The sequence below is a fragment of the Xanthomonas sp. NCPPB 4467 genome, from assembly GCF_041475665.2.
In the GTDB taxonomy this organism is placed as follows: Bacteria; Pseudomonadota; Gammaproteobacteria; order Xanthomonadales; family Xanthomonadaceae; genus Xanthomonas; species Xanthomonas dyei.
The window spans coordinates 447,003-463,195 of sequence record NZ_CM191260.1; the positions used below are offsets into that span (position 1 = coordinate 447,003).

The window sequence follows — 16,193 nt, forward strand, 5'->3', positions numbered from 1 at the left end:
GCCCCACAACGATGCCACCTAGCATCGTTGGTCCGTGTCAGGATCTCTGCATGCAGGATCAACGCATTTTGAGGCTCGGATGAAATCCATTTTCAACTGGATATTGGCTGTCACCCTGGCGGCGATCGGTACATCCGTCGTGTTTGCACAGGCGCCTAAGCCGGAGTATGCCGTGGCCGCGTTTGGCGGCTTGCTGACCGGTACTGATCGCGGGGAGTGGATCGGCCGTCTCCAATTCACCGATGCTGCTGGAAAAACCCACTCGCTTCTTGAAGAAAACGTGCTCGATATTGTCAAGAACGAACAAGGAATCTTTGTGTTCACCGGCCTGCTCCACGTGGGTCTCAACGAGGGTGCGCTCTATGCGGTCAAACGTGATACACACGGTGTTGTCGGAGCGCAGCTGGTCAATCGCCTTCCTGGAGCACCTAGTCAAATACATCTGCAGCCGGATGGCAGAACAAGTTTTCTTGTATTTACCGGGAAGTTCGATGTTCAGCAGAGGGAGATTTACGAGTGCTATTCCCTCACCGGTAATGCAGTCAGTCGTGGATCTGGATGCTGACGGTTCGAATACAACAAGGATTGGGTCTCACCCTATGTACACCTGGAAGCAATTGCGGCAGCTAACCCTCTGTTTGGCGTTGGCAGGCTGCGCATGTTCAGCGGTTGCGGCAGTCAAGCCGATGATTCCTCAGACGGAAAGCGAATACATTGCCCGAGGTGGTGCCTGGACAATGCTTGGCTTGCCGGCTCCGGACAATCCGAAGGTGTGCGATCTGAAGGCCGCTGATTCAGGCCGCTAATTCAGGCCGCAGGTGTACCGATTCCACCCAGTGCGAGGGTGAGTGCATTGCTCCGGCATCTGCACGGGAGGGCGCGCGTGCGCGTGGGCGATGCTCGAGGTATCTATCCAACTTTGGCAATGTACGCCGCGTCAGCGACGGCATCGTCGAGACCCTGCATGTCGAATGAGCTTCCGGCGAGCTACTCAACCCGGCGACGTCGGGCAAGGCATGTACAGCAACGCAAGAGTCTTGCCGCACACTGCTTTGATACAGCGCTTCGATAGGCATGCAATAGCAATTCGCCTAGCGCACTGAGCGATTCAATCAGCTAGCGCCCGTGCAGCACTGGCCGGCTCCCTTACCAATGCTGCACGGATCGCATCAGTTACGCCTCACCGCGCCGCGTTAGCGTTCATCACCGCATTGCGGTTTGCATCAAGATACTGCGCGGGGTCGCGCATACCGGTGGTGTGGCATTGCCCGGTGGTGTGGCCGCGGTTCACGCCGCCCGGCAGCTGCGCATTGACCTGCTCCACGGTGCCGTCTTCGGGGTCGTTCAAGACCAGGTCGGATGCGGCGTTGCAATAGTCGTTGGTGTACCAGTTGGTCTTGGCGAACGAGGTGGTGTAGTAGTTGACCTTGGCGCGCGCGTCGGCGGGAATACCGGCCAACCAGGCCTTGGCGCCATCGTAGGTGAGGTCGGTGTTGGTGCCGCAGCCCACGCCGAACCACGAGCCCACCGCAGCAAGCACGCCCGACAGATTGGTGCCCTGGTAGGGCGTGCCCACCGACTGCATCACGCGCCCACCGGTGGCGTTATCCAGGCCGCTCCAGTAATACGCATACAGATGCAATGCGGCCATGCCGCCCTGGCTGTGCGCCACGGTGGAAAACGACGACCACTGGCTGGCGAACTGTGCGATGCGCTGTGCGAACTGGTCGTTGCTGCGATTCTGCTTGGCATCGAGAAACGTCGAGGCATTGGTGAACTGCGCCTGCGGCCACACGCCGTTGGAGCAATAGCCGTGCACCAGCACCAGTTGCGAGCCAGCCGCCTGCGGCTGTGCCATCGCGGTGGCCAGCGTCGACGGGCGCGGACCCATGCGCATGCTTTCGTCTATTACGGCGCTGGACCGCGCAATGCTGGCGCGTCGCAATGCGGGCACCTGCAAGGGCAGCGTATCTGCCTGCACCAACGGGATGTAGTGGTCCGGGTCTTCGATACGCAACCCACGCAGCGTGAACGGTGCACGCGCGCCGGCACGCGCGATCCAACGTTCGTCCAGGCTCAGTGGCAACTGCCCCTGCTGCGGCGTCAGCATGCCGCCGATCCACGCTACCGGCACGTCCTTGCCCTTGGCATCGGTGCCCCACACCTGGCCGAACACGCGATAGTGCGACGGCGCATTGCCGCGTGCGGCCACCGGCAGTGCCACGGTCAGTCGCGTGCCTTCGGCAGCACGTGCGCTGAGCGCATTGCCGAGCAATCGCAACGCGGTATCCAGCACCGGCAGCACGTGTTCGCTGGTACGGACAAACGCCTGCCCGGCCTGGTCGTGGCCACGCACGATCACCTGCGCGATCCAGGTGCCCTCGCGCGTTGGCTGGAAGTTGCCGCCATACACACCGTCGCCTGCGGCGCCATCGTTGTGCGCACCATCGTCGGCCATCGGCAGAATGCGCACGCCGCCTTGCGGGTCGATCACGCGCAGGCTGGCTTGGTCGATCTGTCCGGCCTGGCCGGCCAGCAAGGTCGCACCACGCGCGTCACTGCCACTCAGCATGGCGTTGAGCGTGAGCGATTTGCCCACCAGTTGCTGGCGGTCGCGCGGATACGAAGCCAGCTGCGTGCGCGCATCGCCTTCCATCAGCACATAGCCACGCTGCGCCACCGGCGATGCCGATTGCAGTGTCAGCGACCAATCGCCGTTTTGTGCAGTATCCACGGCATAGCGCATGCCGCTGGTGCCGCTTTCTGCGCTGCCCAATACCGTGCGTTGTGCCTGCACCTGGGGTGCGGCAGCAGCGCGTGCGCCGGCAACGCGTGGCGCGCTCACCGCCGCATCCCACGCCTGCTCGCCCGCCAGCACCATGAAACGCAGCTGGCCGTTTTCCACCGGCAGCGTGCCGTGCCAGCGCGCCGCAGTGCCTGTTGGCGTCAGCTCCACCGGCAGCAGTGCACTCTTTGACAGGATCGCCGACTCGGCCGGGTCGGGCACGCGCATCTGCGCGAACTCCTCCGGTGGGCCGGCAAGCAATTTGGGCTGCAACTCGGCCGCGGCCAGCGGCAGGGACACGAGCGACAGGCTGCACATCAGCGATAACAACGACGGCTTGGGCATGGCGACATCTCTCCTTGGACGTTGCGGATGCAATGCCGCCGCGCAGGGCAGCGGCATCGGATGCAGCGCCCCCTCGCCGCGATTCGCCGATGGTTATACCTCGCGCGTATGACAAGGCTGCTGTGCGCTGCAACACCTCACACGCGACACATACTTCGCGTGCCGTGCATGTCCAAGAGTGTGATGCGTATCGCGGACGAGCAGAGTTTCAGGCAATAAAAAAGGCAGCGCACGCATGCGCTGCCATGTCGCCTATACCTTCAGAGCTATGCGTTCGGCGGTCAGGCCGCCTTGGCCAACGCGCTGCGCAGCGTGCGTGCCGCATCCACCATTGCCTGCAATGCCGCGCGCGTTTCGTCCCAGCCGCGCGTCTTCAGGCCGCAATCGGGATTCACCCAAAGTTGTGCGGGTGGGATTACCGCGCGTGCCTTTTCCAGCAGCTGCACCATCTCGCGTGCGTCCGGCACACGCGGCGAATGGATGTCGTACACGCCCGGCCCGATCTCGTTGGGATACTGGAACTTCACGAATGCATCCAGCAATTCCATGCGCGAACGTGAAGTCTCGATCGAGATCACGTCCGCATCCATCGCTGCCACCGCGGCGATGATGTCGTTGAATTCGGAGTAGCACATGTGGGTGTGGATCTGCGTGGCATCGCGCACACCGCACGAGGAAATGCGGAAGCTTTCCACCGCCCAGTCCAGGTATGCCGCCCACTCGCCACGCCGCAATGGCAGGCCTTCGCGGATGGCCGGCTCGTCGATCTGGATCACGCCGATGCCGGCCGCTTCCAGATCGCGCACTTCATCGCGCAAGGCCAGTGCGATTTGCCGGCAGGTTTGTGCACGCTCCTGGTCGTCGCGCACGAACGACCATTGCAGCACCGTCACCGGGCCGGTGAGCATGCCCTTCATCGGCCGATCGGTCAGCGATTGTGCGTACTGCGACCAGTACACCGTCATCGGTGCCGGGCGTGCCACATCGCCGTAGATGATCGGCGGCTTCACGCAGCGCGAGCCGTAGCTCTGCACCCAGCCCAGCTTGGTGAAGGCGAAGCCTTCCAGCTGTTCGCCGAAATATTCCACCATGTCGTTACGTTCGAACTCGCCGTGCACCAGTACGTCCAGCCCGATGCTTTCCTGAAAACGCACGCAGGCTTCGGTCTGCGCACGCAGGAAGGCATCGTAGTCGGCTTGCGACAATTTGCCGGATTTGTAGCGTGCGCGTGCTTCGCGCACCTCATGCGTCTGCGGGAAGGAGCCAATGGTGGTGGTGGGGTAGGCCGGCAGGTGCAATGCCTGTTGCTGCGCGCCGCGCCGCTGCGCATACGGCGATGCGCGCCGTGCGCTGTCGGCATCCAGCGCAGCCAACCGCTTGCTTACGTCGGGACGATGCACCTTGGGCGAGGACCGGCGTGCATCCACGGCGGTGCGTGCTTGCTCCAACGCGGCGTCGGCATGCGGTTTGTCATCCAGCGCATCGGCCAGCGTACGCAGTTCACCGAGTTTTTGTTTGGCAAACGACAGCCAGCTGCGCAGGTCGGCATCGAGGGTTTTCTCCGCATCCAGATCCACCGGTACATGCAGCAACGAGCACGACGGCGCCAACCACAGCTTGTCCGCCCCCACGTGTCCTTGCGCGTAGCGCGCCAGCGTCAGGGCGTTGTCCAGTGGCGTGCGCCACACATTGCGGCCGTTGACCAGGCCGAGCGACAACACGCGCTCGCTGGGCAATGCACCGAGCACCGCATCGAGTTGTTCCAGGCCGCGCACCAGATCGATATGCAGGCCGTCCACCTGCAGTGCAGCGGCCAGGCGCAGGTTGTCGCCCAGCGCGCCGAAGTAGGTGGTCAACAGCAGTTTGGGGCGCGGGCCAGTGGCCAGCGCCGCGTACGCGCTGAGATAGGCGTCCTGCGCGGCGGCATCCAGATCCAGCACCAGCGCCGGTTCGTCGATCTGCACCCATTCGGCACCGGCATCGTGCAACTGGCGCAGCAGCTGCGCGTAGACCGGCAGGAGACCTTCGAGCAAGGCCAGCCTGTCGCTGCCATCGGTGGTCTTGGACAGCAGCAGCAGGCTCACCGGGCCGAGCAGCACCGGGCGGGTGGTGATGCCTTGCGCCAGTGCTTCGCGGAACTCGGCCACCGGCTTGTCGCCGCGCAACGCGAAATGCTGCCCTGCATGCAGCTCCGGTACGATGTAGTGGTAGTTGGTATCGAACCACTTGGTCATTTCCAGCGCGTGTACGTCCACGCCGTCGGCCTGATGGCCGCGTGCCATCGCAAAATAGCCGGCCAACGGATCGCGCTCGGTCAAGGCGCGGTAGCGCTGCGGAATCGCATCGAACAGGAACGCGGTATCCAGCACGTGGTCGTACAGGCTGAAGTCGTTGCTGGGCGGTACGTCCACCCCGGCATCGCGTTGCAGCTGCCAGTGGCGTGCACGCAGCGTGCGTGCGGTGTCCTGCAGCTCGGCGGCGTCGCTGTCGCCACGCCAATGGCGTTCGAGTGCCTGTTTCAGCTCGCGGCGCGCGCCGATGCGCGGAAACCCGAGATTGGTCACGATGGTCATGTTGCATGTCCTCATTGCATGGATGGCATTGAGGAACGAAGGAACCGTGCAACGTCCCCACGCTTGCACGCAGGCCCGCCACACCAGCGACCTTCGCCCCCGCGGGCGAGCCGGCAATCCACGGGCAACGACAGACACGCACGCTCCTGCTCAAGCAGCGCACGGATCCGACAGCTCCCCGCGGAGCGCCAGGTCGAAACGAAGGACGGTCGTGTCCTTCGGCCAGGGCCGGTATTCGGGCTGATGGACGTGCCGTGCAAACGCACGGGTGCCTACTGTCCGTCGCTTCCCAGGCCGTTGCCGGCCCAGTGCTGTTGACGGAGGTCGTTTCCATTCACCGCTGCGGGGCAGCTCCGGAATGAGGTGCAGATCGCACCTTTCACCGGATTCCCGTTTAATTCCATCGCTTCATCCGAATGAAGCGATGGAAACCGTGGCGTGCGCAGAGTAGGGGGCTGTGGGGTGCAGGTCAAGCGGGGACGGTGAAGGATGTGATCGCAGCCGCGCCTGCGGCAGATGCGACGATGCTCGAACGTTCCGTGCTGCACCCGGAGCGGGGCTTAGGTGATGTGGTGCAGGCCGGGATGGACGTCGCCGATGACGTTGCACTCAACTGCAGTGGGGGTGATCTCTATCCACCTGCGTGAGCGGAACATCGGTGCTGTCTGCTCGGCATCGCAATGGAGGTGCGGCGACCCGATATGCACACAATGAACCGGCGCGTTGGCATGGATTTCCAAGCATGCAGTTGCTCGAAGGCTCCTTTGGGCGATCTCGAGAACCGAGGCTTCGCATGCGCGGTTTCGTAGCGCGCCCTGATCGCACACAACTCCACCGTTGGGCATAGCCGCATCCTTGAGACAGCAGCGCTGCTGTCTCACTTGGTGGCATCACTCGCAGGGCGTTGTAGCGGGCCGACGAACACGGTGCACATCGTGCGCGTCAGTTTCAGGCGTTCGCACTGCCCTCCGGTGCAGCCGACGCAGCGCTGATGCTGAACCTGCGTACGTCTCGCCGGGCGTTTGCAATTGCCTCTGTCGCGTGGCCTCGCTACAGTTGCGGAGTCGAAAGAGTGCAGGCCGGATGGTAGCCCGGTCATCCATCCAATCCGGGTGGCAAGCTCTCCCGTTGAGGGTATCCGCGACACCGAGACCGGCATTGCCGGAACGAGGTGTGCCCGGTGATCTCTCACGACCCATCATCGGCGCGCCTCCACTAACCCTGGAAGGATATTGCGCATGCATCTCACCTCAAACACGATCTTGATCACCGGCGGTGCCACCGGTATTGGCTTTGCGCTCGCACGCGCGCTGGTGGAGCAGGGCAACACCGTCATCATCTGCGGGCGCAACGCCGCGGCGTTACGCCAGGCCAAGGACACGCTGCCTGCGTTGATCACCCAGGTCTGCGATATCATCGACAAGGCAAGTCGCCATGCACTGGTGAATTGGTTGCGGGCACACCATCCGCACTGCAACGTCCTGATCAACAACGCGGGCGTGCAACAGCATCGCGACTTCACCGGCAGCGATGCTGTGGCCAATCTCGATCAGGAAATTGCCATCAACCTGACCGCGCCGATCCAGCTGATTGCCGAGCTGCTGCCGTTGCTGCAGCAGCAACAGCACGCGGCCATCATCAACATCACCTCGGGGCTGGCGTTCTCGCCGATGGCCGATGTGCCGGTGTACTGCGCCAGCAAGGCGGCGCTGCACTCATTCACCCTGAGTCTGCGTCACCAGTTGAAAGGCAGTACCGTGCGCGTGATCGAGATCGCCCCGCCAATCGTCGATACCGGGCTAGGCGGCGGCACGCGCAGTGCAGGGACCGCAACGCGCAACATGATGTCTGCCGAGCAGTTTGCGCAAGAGGCCATTGCCCAGCTGGAGGCCGGCAAGGACGAGGTGCTGATCGGCATTTCGGCCGAGACGCGTCGTTTGGGTGAAGCCTTGTTCGAGCGGATGAATCACCGCTAGGTTGTTGGGGTAGTGTCGCTGGTGGTGGTTGCATGTTGCACAACGCCACCAGCGACGTCCTGGCGACGATAGCGACCAGTGTGGCCGCTGACGTTCAAGCGCTCAGCAATCGCCCTGCTTGCATGGATGGCTATCGCTGGCGCGCCACTGCTTCACTAGTTGGCGGCGATTGCGCTGATACTGCTCCTGCAGATATTCGATCCTGTCGATGGCCTCTGCGCGGAAGATGCGGAAATCGCCGCACGCTTCGCACCATGCGGCGATCTTCCAGCGCGCGTCGACCAGGCCCAGCATGATCGGCCAGATCGTGCGCTCCGACACCACGCCGGTCTTGCTTGTATAGCCGATTCCCAGCTTGTGTTGCGCATGCAGCGCCTTGCGGATTTTTCCAAGGTCGACGATTGCTTCTGGCCGCCGCGCCCGGCTGATGTACATAACATTGTCGTCCAGTGCCAGGCGCACCTCCTGCGAGATCACCCCGTCGAGTTTTGCCAGTGCGTTCTGCACTGCCTGCGTCATTGCATCGTCGCTCTGGCTGCTGACCCATTGCGCGCCGGTGACCAGTGCGCGAATTTCTTCCTCGGTGAAGGAGAGCGGCGGAAGCACAAAGCCTGGTCTCAGGATGTAGCCCACGCCCGCTTCGCCTTCGACATCGGCACCCATTGCCTGCAAGGTCGCAATGTCGCGCCGGATCGTGCGCAACGAGACGCCAAGCTCTTGTGCGAGCGTGCTGCCGGACACGGTTCCCCGGTGTCGACGCAACACTTGCAAGAGATCGAACAGGCGCTGGCTACGCGACATGTCAGTCCATTCTGACCAGGCCCTTGCCCGGACGCTTCTGGCCGGATTCAAGGGTATTCATCAAGCCGATGGCACCTTCCAGCGGAACGATCTCGCCGATCGGCAGGCCGAAGGTTCCCGCTTCCGCAGCGCTGGCGAGGTAAGCCAGGATGGCACTGGACGGCTTGCCGATCACCAGCTTGAAGCGGCGGTCCACCACGGCGCGGACGAACTTTCCCAGGTCAGGTTCCAGATCCAGGAAGCTGCCGCGCTTGTCGCGCAACAACGCCAATCCCGTAGCAGCTTTCATGACCGCCGAGGTGTCGAAGATGACGTCGAAGCGCTCATGGATGTCTTCCGGTCGGGTCACCCTGTAATCGTAGACCTGTTTCAGGCCCAGCGATCTGGCCCGCTCCATCGATCCCGCGCTACAACTCCCGGACACGGTTGCGCCCAAACGCTGCGCCAGCTGCACCGCCGCTTCGCCCACCGCGCCGGCGCAGCCGTTGACGAACACATGCTGGCCTTTCTTCAGCGCCGCCTTGTCGACCAGACCATTCCACGCGGTGACCCCGGGCGTGCCCAGGCACGCGGCGTTTTCGTAGGAGACGTTATCGGGTTTTTTGAACAGATTCTCTTCGGTGGTGATCACCGCCTCGGCCAGTGCGCCGCACTCCTTGAAGCGCGCCAGACCGAACACCGCATCGCCGGGCTTGAAGCGGGTGACGCCTTCGCCCACCGCGAGCACCACGCCCGACAGATCCATGCCCATCGCACGCGGAAACGTCCGCCCGGTCACGATCTTCATGACGCCGTTGCGCATCTTCCAGTCGACCGGATTGATCGCGGCGTACTTCACCTTTACCGCGACCTGGCCCTTTGCCGGCGCAGCAAGCGTGAACTCGGCCAGCTGCATGACGTCCTGGCCGCCATAGCGGTTGTATTGAAGGCGCTTCATTGGCGCGGTGCTCCGATGGCAACGGCAGGTGCGGAGGCGACCTGGCAAGCGGGAAGCACGTGCAGTCGGTCGACTGCGCTGCCGGGCTTGGCGGCAGACTCGGTTCTGCGACCGACGAGAGGCCGGCCAGCGCGGAAGAGCGTGCGCGTTGCTGTCTGCCAGAGCATCCGTGTGGGCGCGTGGGCATCGAACGCGCGCGAGGTTGCAGGTGCGGTCATGCGGGAGCGGGTGAAGATGATCACTAGGACATTCCTCGTGTTGGGTGCCCAGTGTAGGAAGCGGTGGTGACAGATTCTGGCACCATTGCATCACGCCGCTGATGCGCAATAGCCGTAGCCAGCGCCGGCACTGTGTGATGGCACGACATGCCCGCGCAGCGCGACGCGCGGACCCAGCCTTGCCATTCGGTCCATCAGACAGCCGCGTGCCGCACGGCAATCGCGTCGTGGAAAGCATGCGACTGCCCTTGCCGTGCCCTTGTCTGTGCTGTCGCGGTGCCGCTGGGTTCTGAAAGCAGGCGGTGCGCCGTGCCCTACCGCTCGTCGGACAGCAGCCAATGCGGCTTCCATCGCAACCGATCTTATGTATGATGACCATCATGAAAAACACCTCGCCACGCTCTCGCGCATCCTCAGGCCGCAAGGCCGACAGCCATGCACGCATCGTCGAAGTCGCGGCGCGCGCGATCCGGCGCACCGGCTACGACGGCACCGGCGTGGCCGACATCATGAAAGAGGCCGGGCTGACCCACGGCGGCTTCTACGCACACTTCTCATCGCGCGATGCGTTGCTGGCCGAGGCTGCCGACCATGCCGGTGCGCAGACGGTGGCCAACTCCGCGCAGATTGCGGCCGCCGTGCCGCCGGAGCAGGCGGCGCAGGCACTGATGCGGGCGTATCTGTCCGATGGGCACGTCAACAACGTCGAATCCGGCTGCCCGATTGCTGCGCTAGGCTCGGAGATGCCGCGTCAGGCACCGGCGGTGCGCCAGGCGGCAACACGTCGCATCAAGGAAATGATCGACCTGGCCGCCCGCCAATCGCCGGACTGGGGAACGCCGCAGGCGCATGCGCGGGCACTGGTGACGGTCTGTGCCATGGCCGGCACCTTGATGCTGGCGCGTGCCGTGGACGACCCCGCACTGTCGGCCGCGATGCGTGAGGCGGCACTCGACCACTTCGGCGCAGCCTGAGCAAAACGCACAAGTTGATCGTTGTTCAAAAATATGATGATCGTAATATTTTAGACGTACAGATCGCAGTCCGCCGCAGCCGCGGCTCTCCACCATCACCGCGTGCGACGGCAGCACTTCAATGGCTTGCCGCCACCCACTACCCGAGAAAGAGGCACCTATGAACAGCAAGATCGCACTCGTGACCGGAGCCTCCTCCGGCATCGGCGAAGCCACCGCCGCCCACCTGGCCAAGGCCGGCTACACCGTCTATGGCACCAGCCGCCGCGGTGGCCGCTCCAGCACGCCCGGCGTGCAGATGCTGTCGCTGGACGTCACCAGCGACGCGTCGGTGGCCGCCGCCATCGATACCCTGCTGCGCAAGGAAGGTCGCCTGGATCTGTTGGTCAACAATGCCGGCTTCAGCGTCGCGCCTGCCGCGGCAGAAGAAAGCTCCATCGCGCAGGCGCAGTCAGTGTTCGACACCAACTTCTTCGGCACCGTGCGCATGACCAATGCGGTGATCGGCCAGATGCGCAAGCAAGGCGGTGGACGCATCCTCAATATCGGCTCGGTGTTGGGCCTGGTGCCGGTTCCGTACACCGCGCTGTATGTGGCCAGCAAGCATGCCGTTGAGGGTTACAGCGAATCGCTGGATCACGAACTGCGCGATTGGGGTATCCGGGTCTCGGTAATCGAGCCGGCCTACACCAGGACGCCGTTCGACGCCAATGCGCTGCAGCCCGACGCACCGTTGGAGATCTACCGTGATATGCGCGCGCATCTAGCCGCGCACGTCGCGCAGGTGATGCAAAAGGCCGATGCGCCCAGCGTGGTGGCCGAGGTCGTGCTCAAAGCAGCGCAGGATCCGCAACCGAAGGCGCGCTACACCGCCGGCAAGGTGGCCAAACAGATGAGCCTGCTGCGTCGCCTGTTGCCCAACCGCATGCTCGGCAATGCGCTGCGCAAGGAATTCAAGCTGGATCAGGTCGCATCGCCAGCCCGCGGCTCGAATGTTGCCGGAGCACGCGCATGATGCACAGGATTGATCGCACCGATGCCAAGATAGCGGTACGCGCCTGTTGGGGACACGCATGAAAGCCGTCATTGTCGACCAGTACAAGAAACATGGCCCGGTGCGCATCGGCGAGATGCCGATGCCGCAGCTGCGCCCCAACGATGTGTTGATCAAGGTCAGCGCCGCCAGCCTGAATCCATTGGACGCCAAGGTGCGCGATGGCGAATTCAAGATGCTGCTGCCGTTCAAGACGCCATTCGTGCTGGGTAACGACGTGGCCGGTGTGGTGACACAGGTCGGCACCGCAGTGCGCGACATCGCGGTTGGCGATGCGGTGTTCGCCAAGATCGAACCGGGCCGCATCGGCACCCTGGCCGAGTATGTGGCGATCGATGCGGCAGTAGTCGCACCCAAACCGGCCAGCCTGAGCATGGAAGACGCCGCGTCATTTCCGCTGGTCGGCCTGACCGCCTGGCAGGCGCTGGTGGAAACCGCTGCGCTCAAGCCGGGGCAGAAGGTGTTGATCCATGCCGGCTCCGGCGGCGTGGGCACCATCGCGATCCAGCTGGCCAAGCATCTGGGAGCGTACGTGGCCGCCACCACCAGTACTGCCAATGTGGAGCTGGTCAGGTCGCTGGGGGCCGATCTGGTGATCGACTACAAACAGCAGGATTTCCAGACGCTGGTGCGCGATTACGATGTGGTGCTGCACAACCTGGACACGCCGACGCTGCTCAAGTCGCTGCAACTGCTCAAGCCCGGCGGTGTACTGATTTCGCTGACCGGCCCGCCCACGCCGGCATTTGCGCAGCAACTCGGCCTAGCGTTCCCGCTCAGGCTGGTAATGCGCCTGCTCAGCCGCAAGGTGCGCGCGCAGGCCAGGCAGCGGCAGGTGTCGTACACCTTCCTGTTCATGCGCGGCGATGGCCCGCAGCTGCGCACGTTGGCGGGCTTGCTCGACAGCGGCGTGCTACGCCCGGTGATCGATACGGTATATCCGCTCGCACGTGCGCAAGAAGCACTGGCGCATGTCGACAGCGGCCGCGTCAAAGGCAAGGTCGTGGTCACGCTGTAGCAGCGGCGATCGCGTGATGTTGCCTTATCGTTGACAGCGATAAGGCCGTGCTTCGAAAACGATAACGGGGTGGGCAGGGTACCCACCCCGTTTGCGTATGCGCTCCAGGCGAAGTGAGCGTTTGCAATAAGTGACTTGGGCGCCTCGCACCTAAGTGTATGAGCCAGGCCTCGGCTCACTGCCGCACATAGCGCAGGTGGGTGGCCGCAGGCCCATCAAACACCCTGTCGATACGAAATTGTGTCGGGGGCTCGCCAAGGTGTTCGAACAGACGTCGTCCGCCGCCGAACAATACCGGTGCCAACGCAATCTCCAGCTCGTCGACAACGCCCAAGCTCAGATACTGCTGGATCAGATCTGCGCCACCGGCAATCCGAACATCGCGGCTGCCAGCCGATTCGCGAGCCAGTTCCAGCGCATGCTCCGGCCCGTCGTTGATGAAGTGGAAGGTCGTGCCGCCGGGACGCACCCAGGGCTCGCGTTTTTCGTGGGTCAGCACGTAGACCGGTGTGTGGAACGGAGCCTCCTCTGGCCAGGCAACCTCGCCTTGGTCGAACATCCGCTTGCCCATGATGTTGGCGCCGATGCGCGCGAAGGTGCTGCGGACCAGGTCGTTGACCGGGCCGGTAGTACCACCCGATGCGAGCTTGAGCACGTTCTCGCGGAAATACTGCGATGTGATCAGCCAGCCCATCATCGCACCCCATTTGGCTCCCCAGTTCTTGTGCTCGGGATCGTCCATGGTCATCCCTTCCGGCGCCATGTAGCCATCAAGGCTAAGGCCGATGCTGACGAATACCTTGCTCATGATTTCACCTGTCACGCGTCTGAGGGCTGCAGAACATCCGAATTCATCTCGACCCGCTAAGAGCGGCTAACAAAACATAGCGAGCAGTTGTCAGGTGGGTGTGGACGGCGCGTTCAAAACCGGAGTGTACGCGTGGTCCATGCCGCATCGAGTATCGGCCGCGCCCACCTGATGGTGAGCACAGTCCTTTTGTTAGCTGCTCTTAGTTGCGTCTGCTTGCATGCATTGTTAGTCCCCCACGATGCGCAGACTTCGCTTGGTACAGCGCTGATGCAACCACATCTGCAGGCCAGTGGTTTTTTCCGTTACGGAAGATAGAAACCACCAGAAGCGCGATGCGCCGTACGCCAACGCGTGCGCATGTCGGTGGCTTGCCAACCGATCTATGCGTGCGTCCTTGTGGCGTGCTGCACGGGTTCTTACCCGCGTCTTCGTGGGCTAACCGCAAACGAGGTGCTGGCGCTGATGCCAAGTGCGCCCGGTATGGCCGGCCGCAGCGCAACGATCCAGCACTGACCGCAGCGCCATCGCGCAGTGCGGCATACAGACGTGTATTTTTGAAACGCGCAACGTGCAACACCCGCAGTGACCGCCGATTCGATGGCCGCTGCGGGTGTTGTGTGGTGTGACCAGCAGTGATGCCGTGCATGCCTTCAAATCCATCCAATCTCGCGATGGGTTTGAAGCCCGGTTGCGGGCCTCGCCACGCAGCCCGGTGCATGGACCTCGCCGACGCCGACCGCGCCCGATTGCCGGGGCGGTCGTTTTGTCTGTCGCGGTTACTCGGCCCAGGGCTCCAGCACGACCTTGCCGGTGGTCTGGCGGCTTTCCAGCAATTGGTGCGCCTGCGCGGCCTGCGCCAGCGGCAACACCGTGCCGATCTGCGGGGCCAGCTTGCCGGTCATGATGAAGCCCATGATCTCGCCCAGCACCTCCTGCATCAGCCTGGGCTGGGTCTGATAGCCGCCGATGTAGAAGCTGGTCACCGTGTGGTTCTTCAGCGTGAGCTGCCACGGGTCGATCAATGCGGTCTTGCCGCTGGACTGGCCCAGAAACACCATGCGCCCGAACGGTGCCAGTGCCGCCAGCCCTTCGCCGACATTGTCGCCGCCGGCACTTTCCAGAATGAGATCCACGCCGCGTCCATCGGTCAATGCCAGCACCTGCTCGGACCAGCCGGGTGCGGTGTAGTCCACCGAGGCATCGGCGCCCAGGCGTTCGGCCAGTGCGCGTTTTTCCGGCGAGCTGGCCGCGGCGATGACCTTGCCGGCGCCATAGAGTTTGGCCAGTTGCACCGCGAACGAACCCACACCGCCGGCCGCCGCTTCGATCAACACCGTCTCGCCCGGTGCCAGCCGCGCGGCATGCCGCAACGCGATACCGGCAGTGAGCCCGTGCGCGACCACTGCGGCGGCCTGCACCGCGCTCACGCCCGGCGGCAACGGCACCACCAGCGCGACGGGGAAGGCGATGTATTGCGCATAGCCGCCCACGCCCGGCGTGGCCAGCACCGCCATGCCCACCTCCAGCCCGGTGACGCCTTCGCCGAGCGCGGCGATCGTACCGGCCACCTCGATCCCGAGGGTGTACGGCAGGGGCGACGCCTCGATGTAATCGCCGCGCCGACGCATGACGTCGGCAAAGTTCAGGCCGACCGCTTCGATCTTGATCAGCACTTCGCCATTGCCGGGCTGCGGCTGCGGAACGTCTTCATAGACCAGCACGTCGGTGCCGCCGTGCTGGTGAAACCGTACTGCCTTCATGATGCATGCTCGCTGGGTCAGGGGGCCGAGTGGCCGGAGACGCCTGCCGCAACCAGAGTGTCGGCAGGAGATGTTGTCCCTGGGAGAGGCTGTGCAGCCGGTCGTCGCGGGACGCATCACAAGGTATATTCTGTAAACCTGATGTCAATCAGGCACCACTCATCCACTAGGTATCCCGCGAGACACTTGCAATGCACACAGCGATGCCGCAACCCGCCTTCAAATTCGACTGCCCGGGCCGTGAGACGTTGGAGCAACTGGCGGACAAATGGTCGGTGATGGTGTTGGCCTGCCTGCTGGTGACGCCGCTGCGTTTCAACGCGATCAAGCGCAATCTCGAAGGCGTGTCGCAAAAAGCCTTGACCCAGTGCCTGCGTCGGCTGGAGCGCAACGGCATCATCGTGCGCACGGTGATCGTGCGCTCGCCGATCGCGGTGGAATACCGCATCACCCCGCTCGGCCTGCGTCTGAAAGAGCCAATCCAATTGCTATGCGCCTGGACGCTCGACAATCAGCGTGCCATCGCCAAAGCACGGGAAACCTTCGACCGCGAGACCGCGTAGCTGCTGATCCGGCGATAGGCGACAGGGCGTGGCTGCGATGCGCAGCTCAGTGGCAGACAGGCACGCCGCGATGCCTTGACGGCCGGGCATCGCAGCGCATGCAATGGCGCACGATCCGCGCTTGCACCAGCCTGGCAGAAACGGACAGCCGAAAGTAATACAGGGCTTACACCGTGGCATGGACTTGTCATTGCTGCACGAAGGGGCGCGCAGCGCGATACCTTGACGTGCAGCAACCGCCACTGCCCTCAACGTTGTGCAGGCATCGCATTGCAGGGGCGTACAACACGCAGCGTCGTCATGCAAACGCCCCGCACAGGGCGGGGCGTTTGCAGTCGTAGTACTGCAGCGTTGCATCACGCCCACTGCTGCGGTGTT

General features: G+C 63.5%; 13 protein-coding genes, 1 other RNA gene and 1 riboswitch. Of the genes, 7 read left to right on the forward strand and 7 right to left on the reverse strand.

The window, feature by feature from the left end:
* Positions 1-79: 79 nt before the first annotated feature.
* Positions 80-565: a hypothetical protein gene (locus ACCQ06_RS01855; protein WP_316689970.1), complete on the forward strand. Its 486-nt coding sequence runs from the start codon at positions 80-82 to the stop codon at positions 563-565.
* A 615-nt stretch (positions 566-1,180) separates the two neighbouring features.
* Here the strand turns inward: ACCQ06_RS01855 and ACCQ06_RS01860 are convergent.
* Entirely contained in the window at positions 1,181-3,130 is a 1,950-nt protein-coding gene (locus tag ACCQ06_RS01860; protein ID WP_316689971.1) for a choice-of-anchor X domain-containing protein, read from the reverse strand.
* Between the two features lie 281 nt (positions 3,131-3,411).
* A complete protein-coding gene (gene metE, locus ACCQ06_RS01865) occupies positions 3,412-5,703 on the reverse strand; it encodes a 5-methyltetrahydropteroyltriglutamate--homocysteine S-methyltransferase (RefSeq protein ID WP_228322820.1) in 2,292 nt (763 codons plus the stop codon).
* 209 nt (positions 5,704-5,912) lie between these two features.
* A riboswitch (cobalamin riboswitch) is annotated at positions 5,913-6,154 on the reverse strand.
* 31 nt (positions 6,155-6,185) lie between these two features.
* Here metE and ACCQ06_RS01870 point away from each other — a divergent pair.
* Together ACCQ06_RS01870 and ACCQ06_RS01875 are read left to right on the forward strand one after the other, a co-directional pair.
* Positions 6,186-6,350 (forward strand): hypothetical protein, encoded by a 165-nt coding sequence (locus tag ACCQ06_RS01870; RefSeq protein ID WP_158255503.1) that lies wholly within the window; start codon positions 6,186-6,188, stop codon positions 6,348-6,350.
* Between the two features lie 591 nt (positions 6,351-6,941).
* Positions 6,942-7,679 carry an SDR family oxidoreductase gene (locus ACCQ06_RS01875; RefSeq protein ID WP_316689972.1) on the forward strand — a complete coding sequence of 246 codons (738 nt, stop codon included), beginning with the start codon at positions 6,942-6,944 and terminating at the stop codon, positions 7,677-7,679.
* A gap of 102 nt (positions 7,680-7,781) precedes the next feature.
* Here the strand turns inward: ACCQ06_RS01875 and ACCQ06_RS01880 are convergent, their stop codons facing one another.
* Positions 7,782-8,480 (reverse strand): helix-turn-helix transcriptional regulator, encoded by a 699-nt coding sequence (locus ACCQ06_RS01880; protein WP_316689973.1) that lies wholly within the window; start codon positions 8,478-8,480, stop codon positions 7,782-7,784.
* Between the two features lies 1 nt (position 8,481).
* Positions 8,482-9,417 carry an NAD(P)-dependent alcohol dehydrogenase gene (locus tag ACCQ06_RS01885; protein WP_316689974.1) on the reverse strand — a complete coding sequence of 312 codons (936 nt, stop codon included), beginning with the start codon at positions 9,415-9,417 and terminating at the stop codon, positions 8,482-8,484.
* Between the two features lie 598 nt (positions 9,418-10,015).
* Between ACCQ06_RS01885 and ACCQ06_RS01890 the strand changes: the two genes are divergently transcribed.
* The 3 genes from ACCQ06_RS01890 to ACCQ06_RS01900 all read left to right on the forward strand — a co-directional run bounded on the left by ACCQ06_RS01890 (position 10,016) and on the right by ACCQ06_RS01900 (position 12,681).
* Positions 10,016-10,609 (forward strand): TetR/AcrR family transcriptional regulator, encoded by a 594-nt coding sequence (locus tag ACCQ06_RS01890; protein WP_316689975.1) that lies wholly within the window; start codon positions 10,016-10,018, stop codon positions 10,607-10,609.
* 160 nt (positions 10,610-10,769) lie between these two features.
* A complete protein-coding gene (locus ACCQ06_RS01895) occupies positions 10,770-11,624 on the forward strand; it encodes an oxidoreductase (protein WP_104615235.1) in 855 nt (284 codons plus the stop codon).
* A gap of 58 nt (positions 11,625-11,682) precedes the next feature.
* Positions 11,683-12,681, forward strand: coding sequence for an NADP-dependent oxidoreductase (locus tag ACCQ06_RS01900; protein ID WP_228322825.1), 999 nt, complete (start codon positions 11,683-11,685; stop codon positions 12,679-12,681).
* Between the two features lie 175 nt (positions 12,682-12,856).
* Here ACCQ06_RS01900 and ACCQ06_RS01905 read toward each other — a convergent pair whose 3' ends face one another.
* From ACCQ06_RS01905 to ACCQ06_RS01915, 3 genes are all read right to left on the reverse strand, one after another.
* Positions 12,857-13,489, reverse strand: coding sequence for a dihydrofolate reductase family protein (locus tag ACCQ06_RS01905; protein ID WP_228322826.1), 633 nt, complete (start codon positions 13,487-13,489; stop codon positions 12,857-12,859).
* 64 nt (positions 13,490-13,553) lie between these two features.
* A non-coding RNA gene (locus ACCQ06_RS01910) (sX9 sRNA) lies at positions 13,554-13,630 on the reverse strand.
* Between the two features lie 638 nt (positions 13,631-14,268).
* On the reverse strand, positions 14,269-15,252 hold the full coding sequence (locus tag ACCQ06_RS01915) for a quinone oxidoreductase family protein (protein WP_316689976.1): 984 nt from the start codon (positions 15,250-15,252) through the stop codon (positions 14,269-14,271).
* A 203-nt stretch (positions 15,253-15,455) separates the two neighbouring features.
* Between ACCQ06_RS01915 and ACCQ06_RS01920 the strand changes: the two genes are divergently transcribed.
* A complete protein-coding gene (locus ACCQ06_RS01920) occupies positions 15,456-15,815 on the forward strand; it encodes a winged helix-turn-helix transcriptional regulator (RefSeq protein ID WP_228322828.1) in 360 nt (119 codons plus the stop codon).
* Positions 15,816-16,193 lie beyond the last annotated feature (378 nt).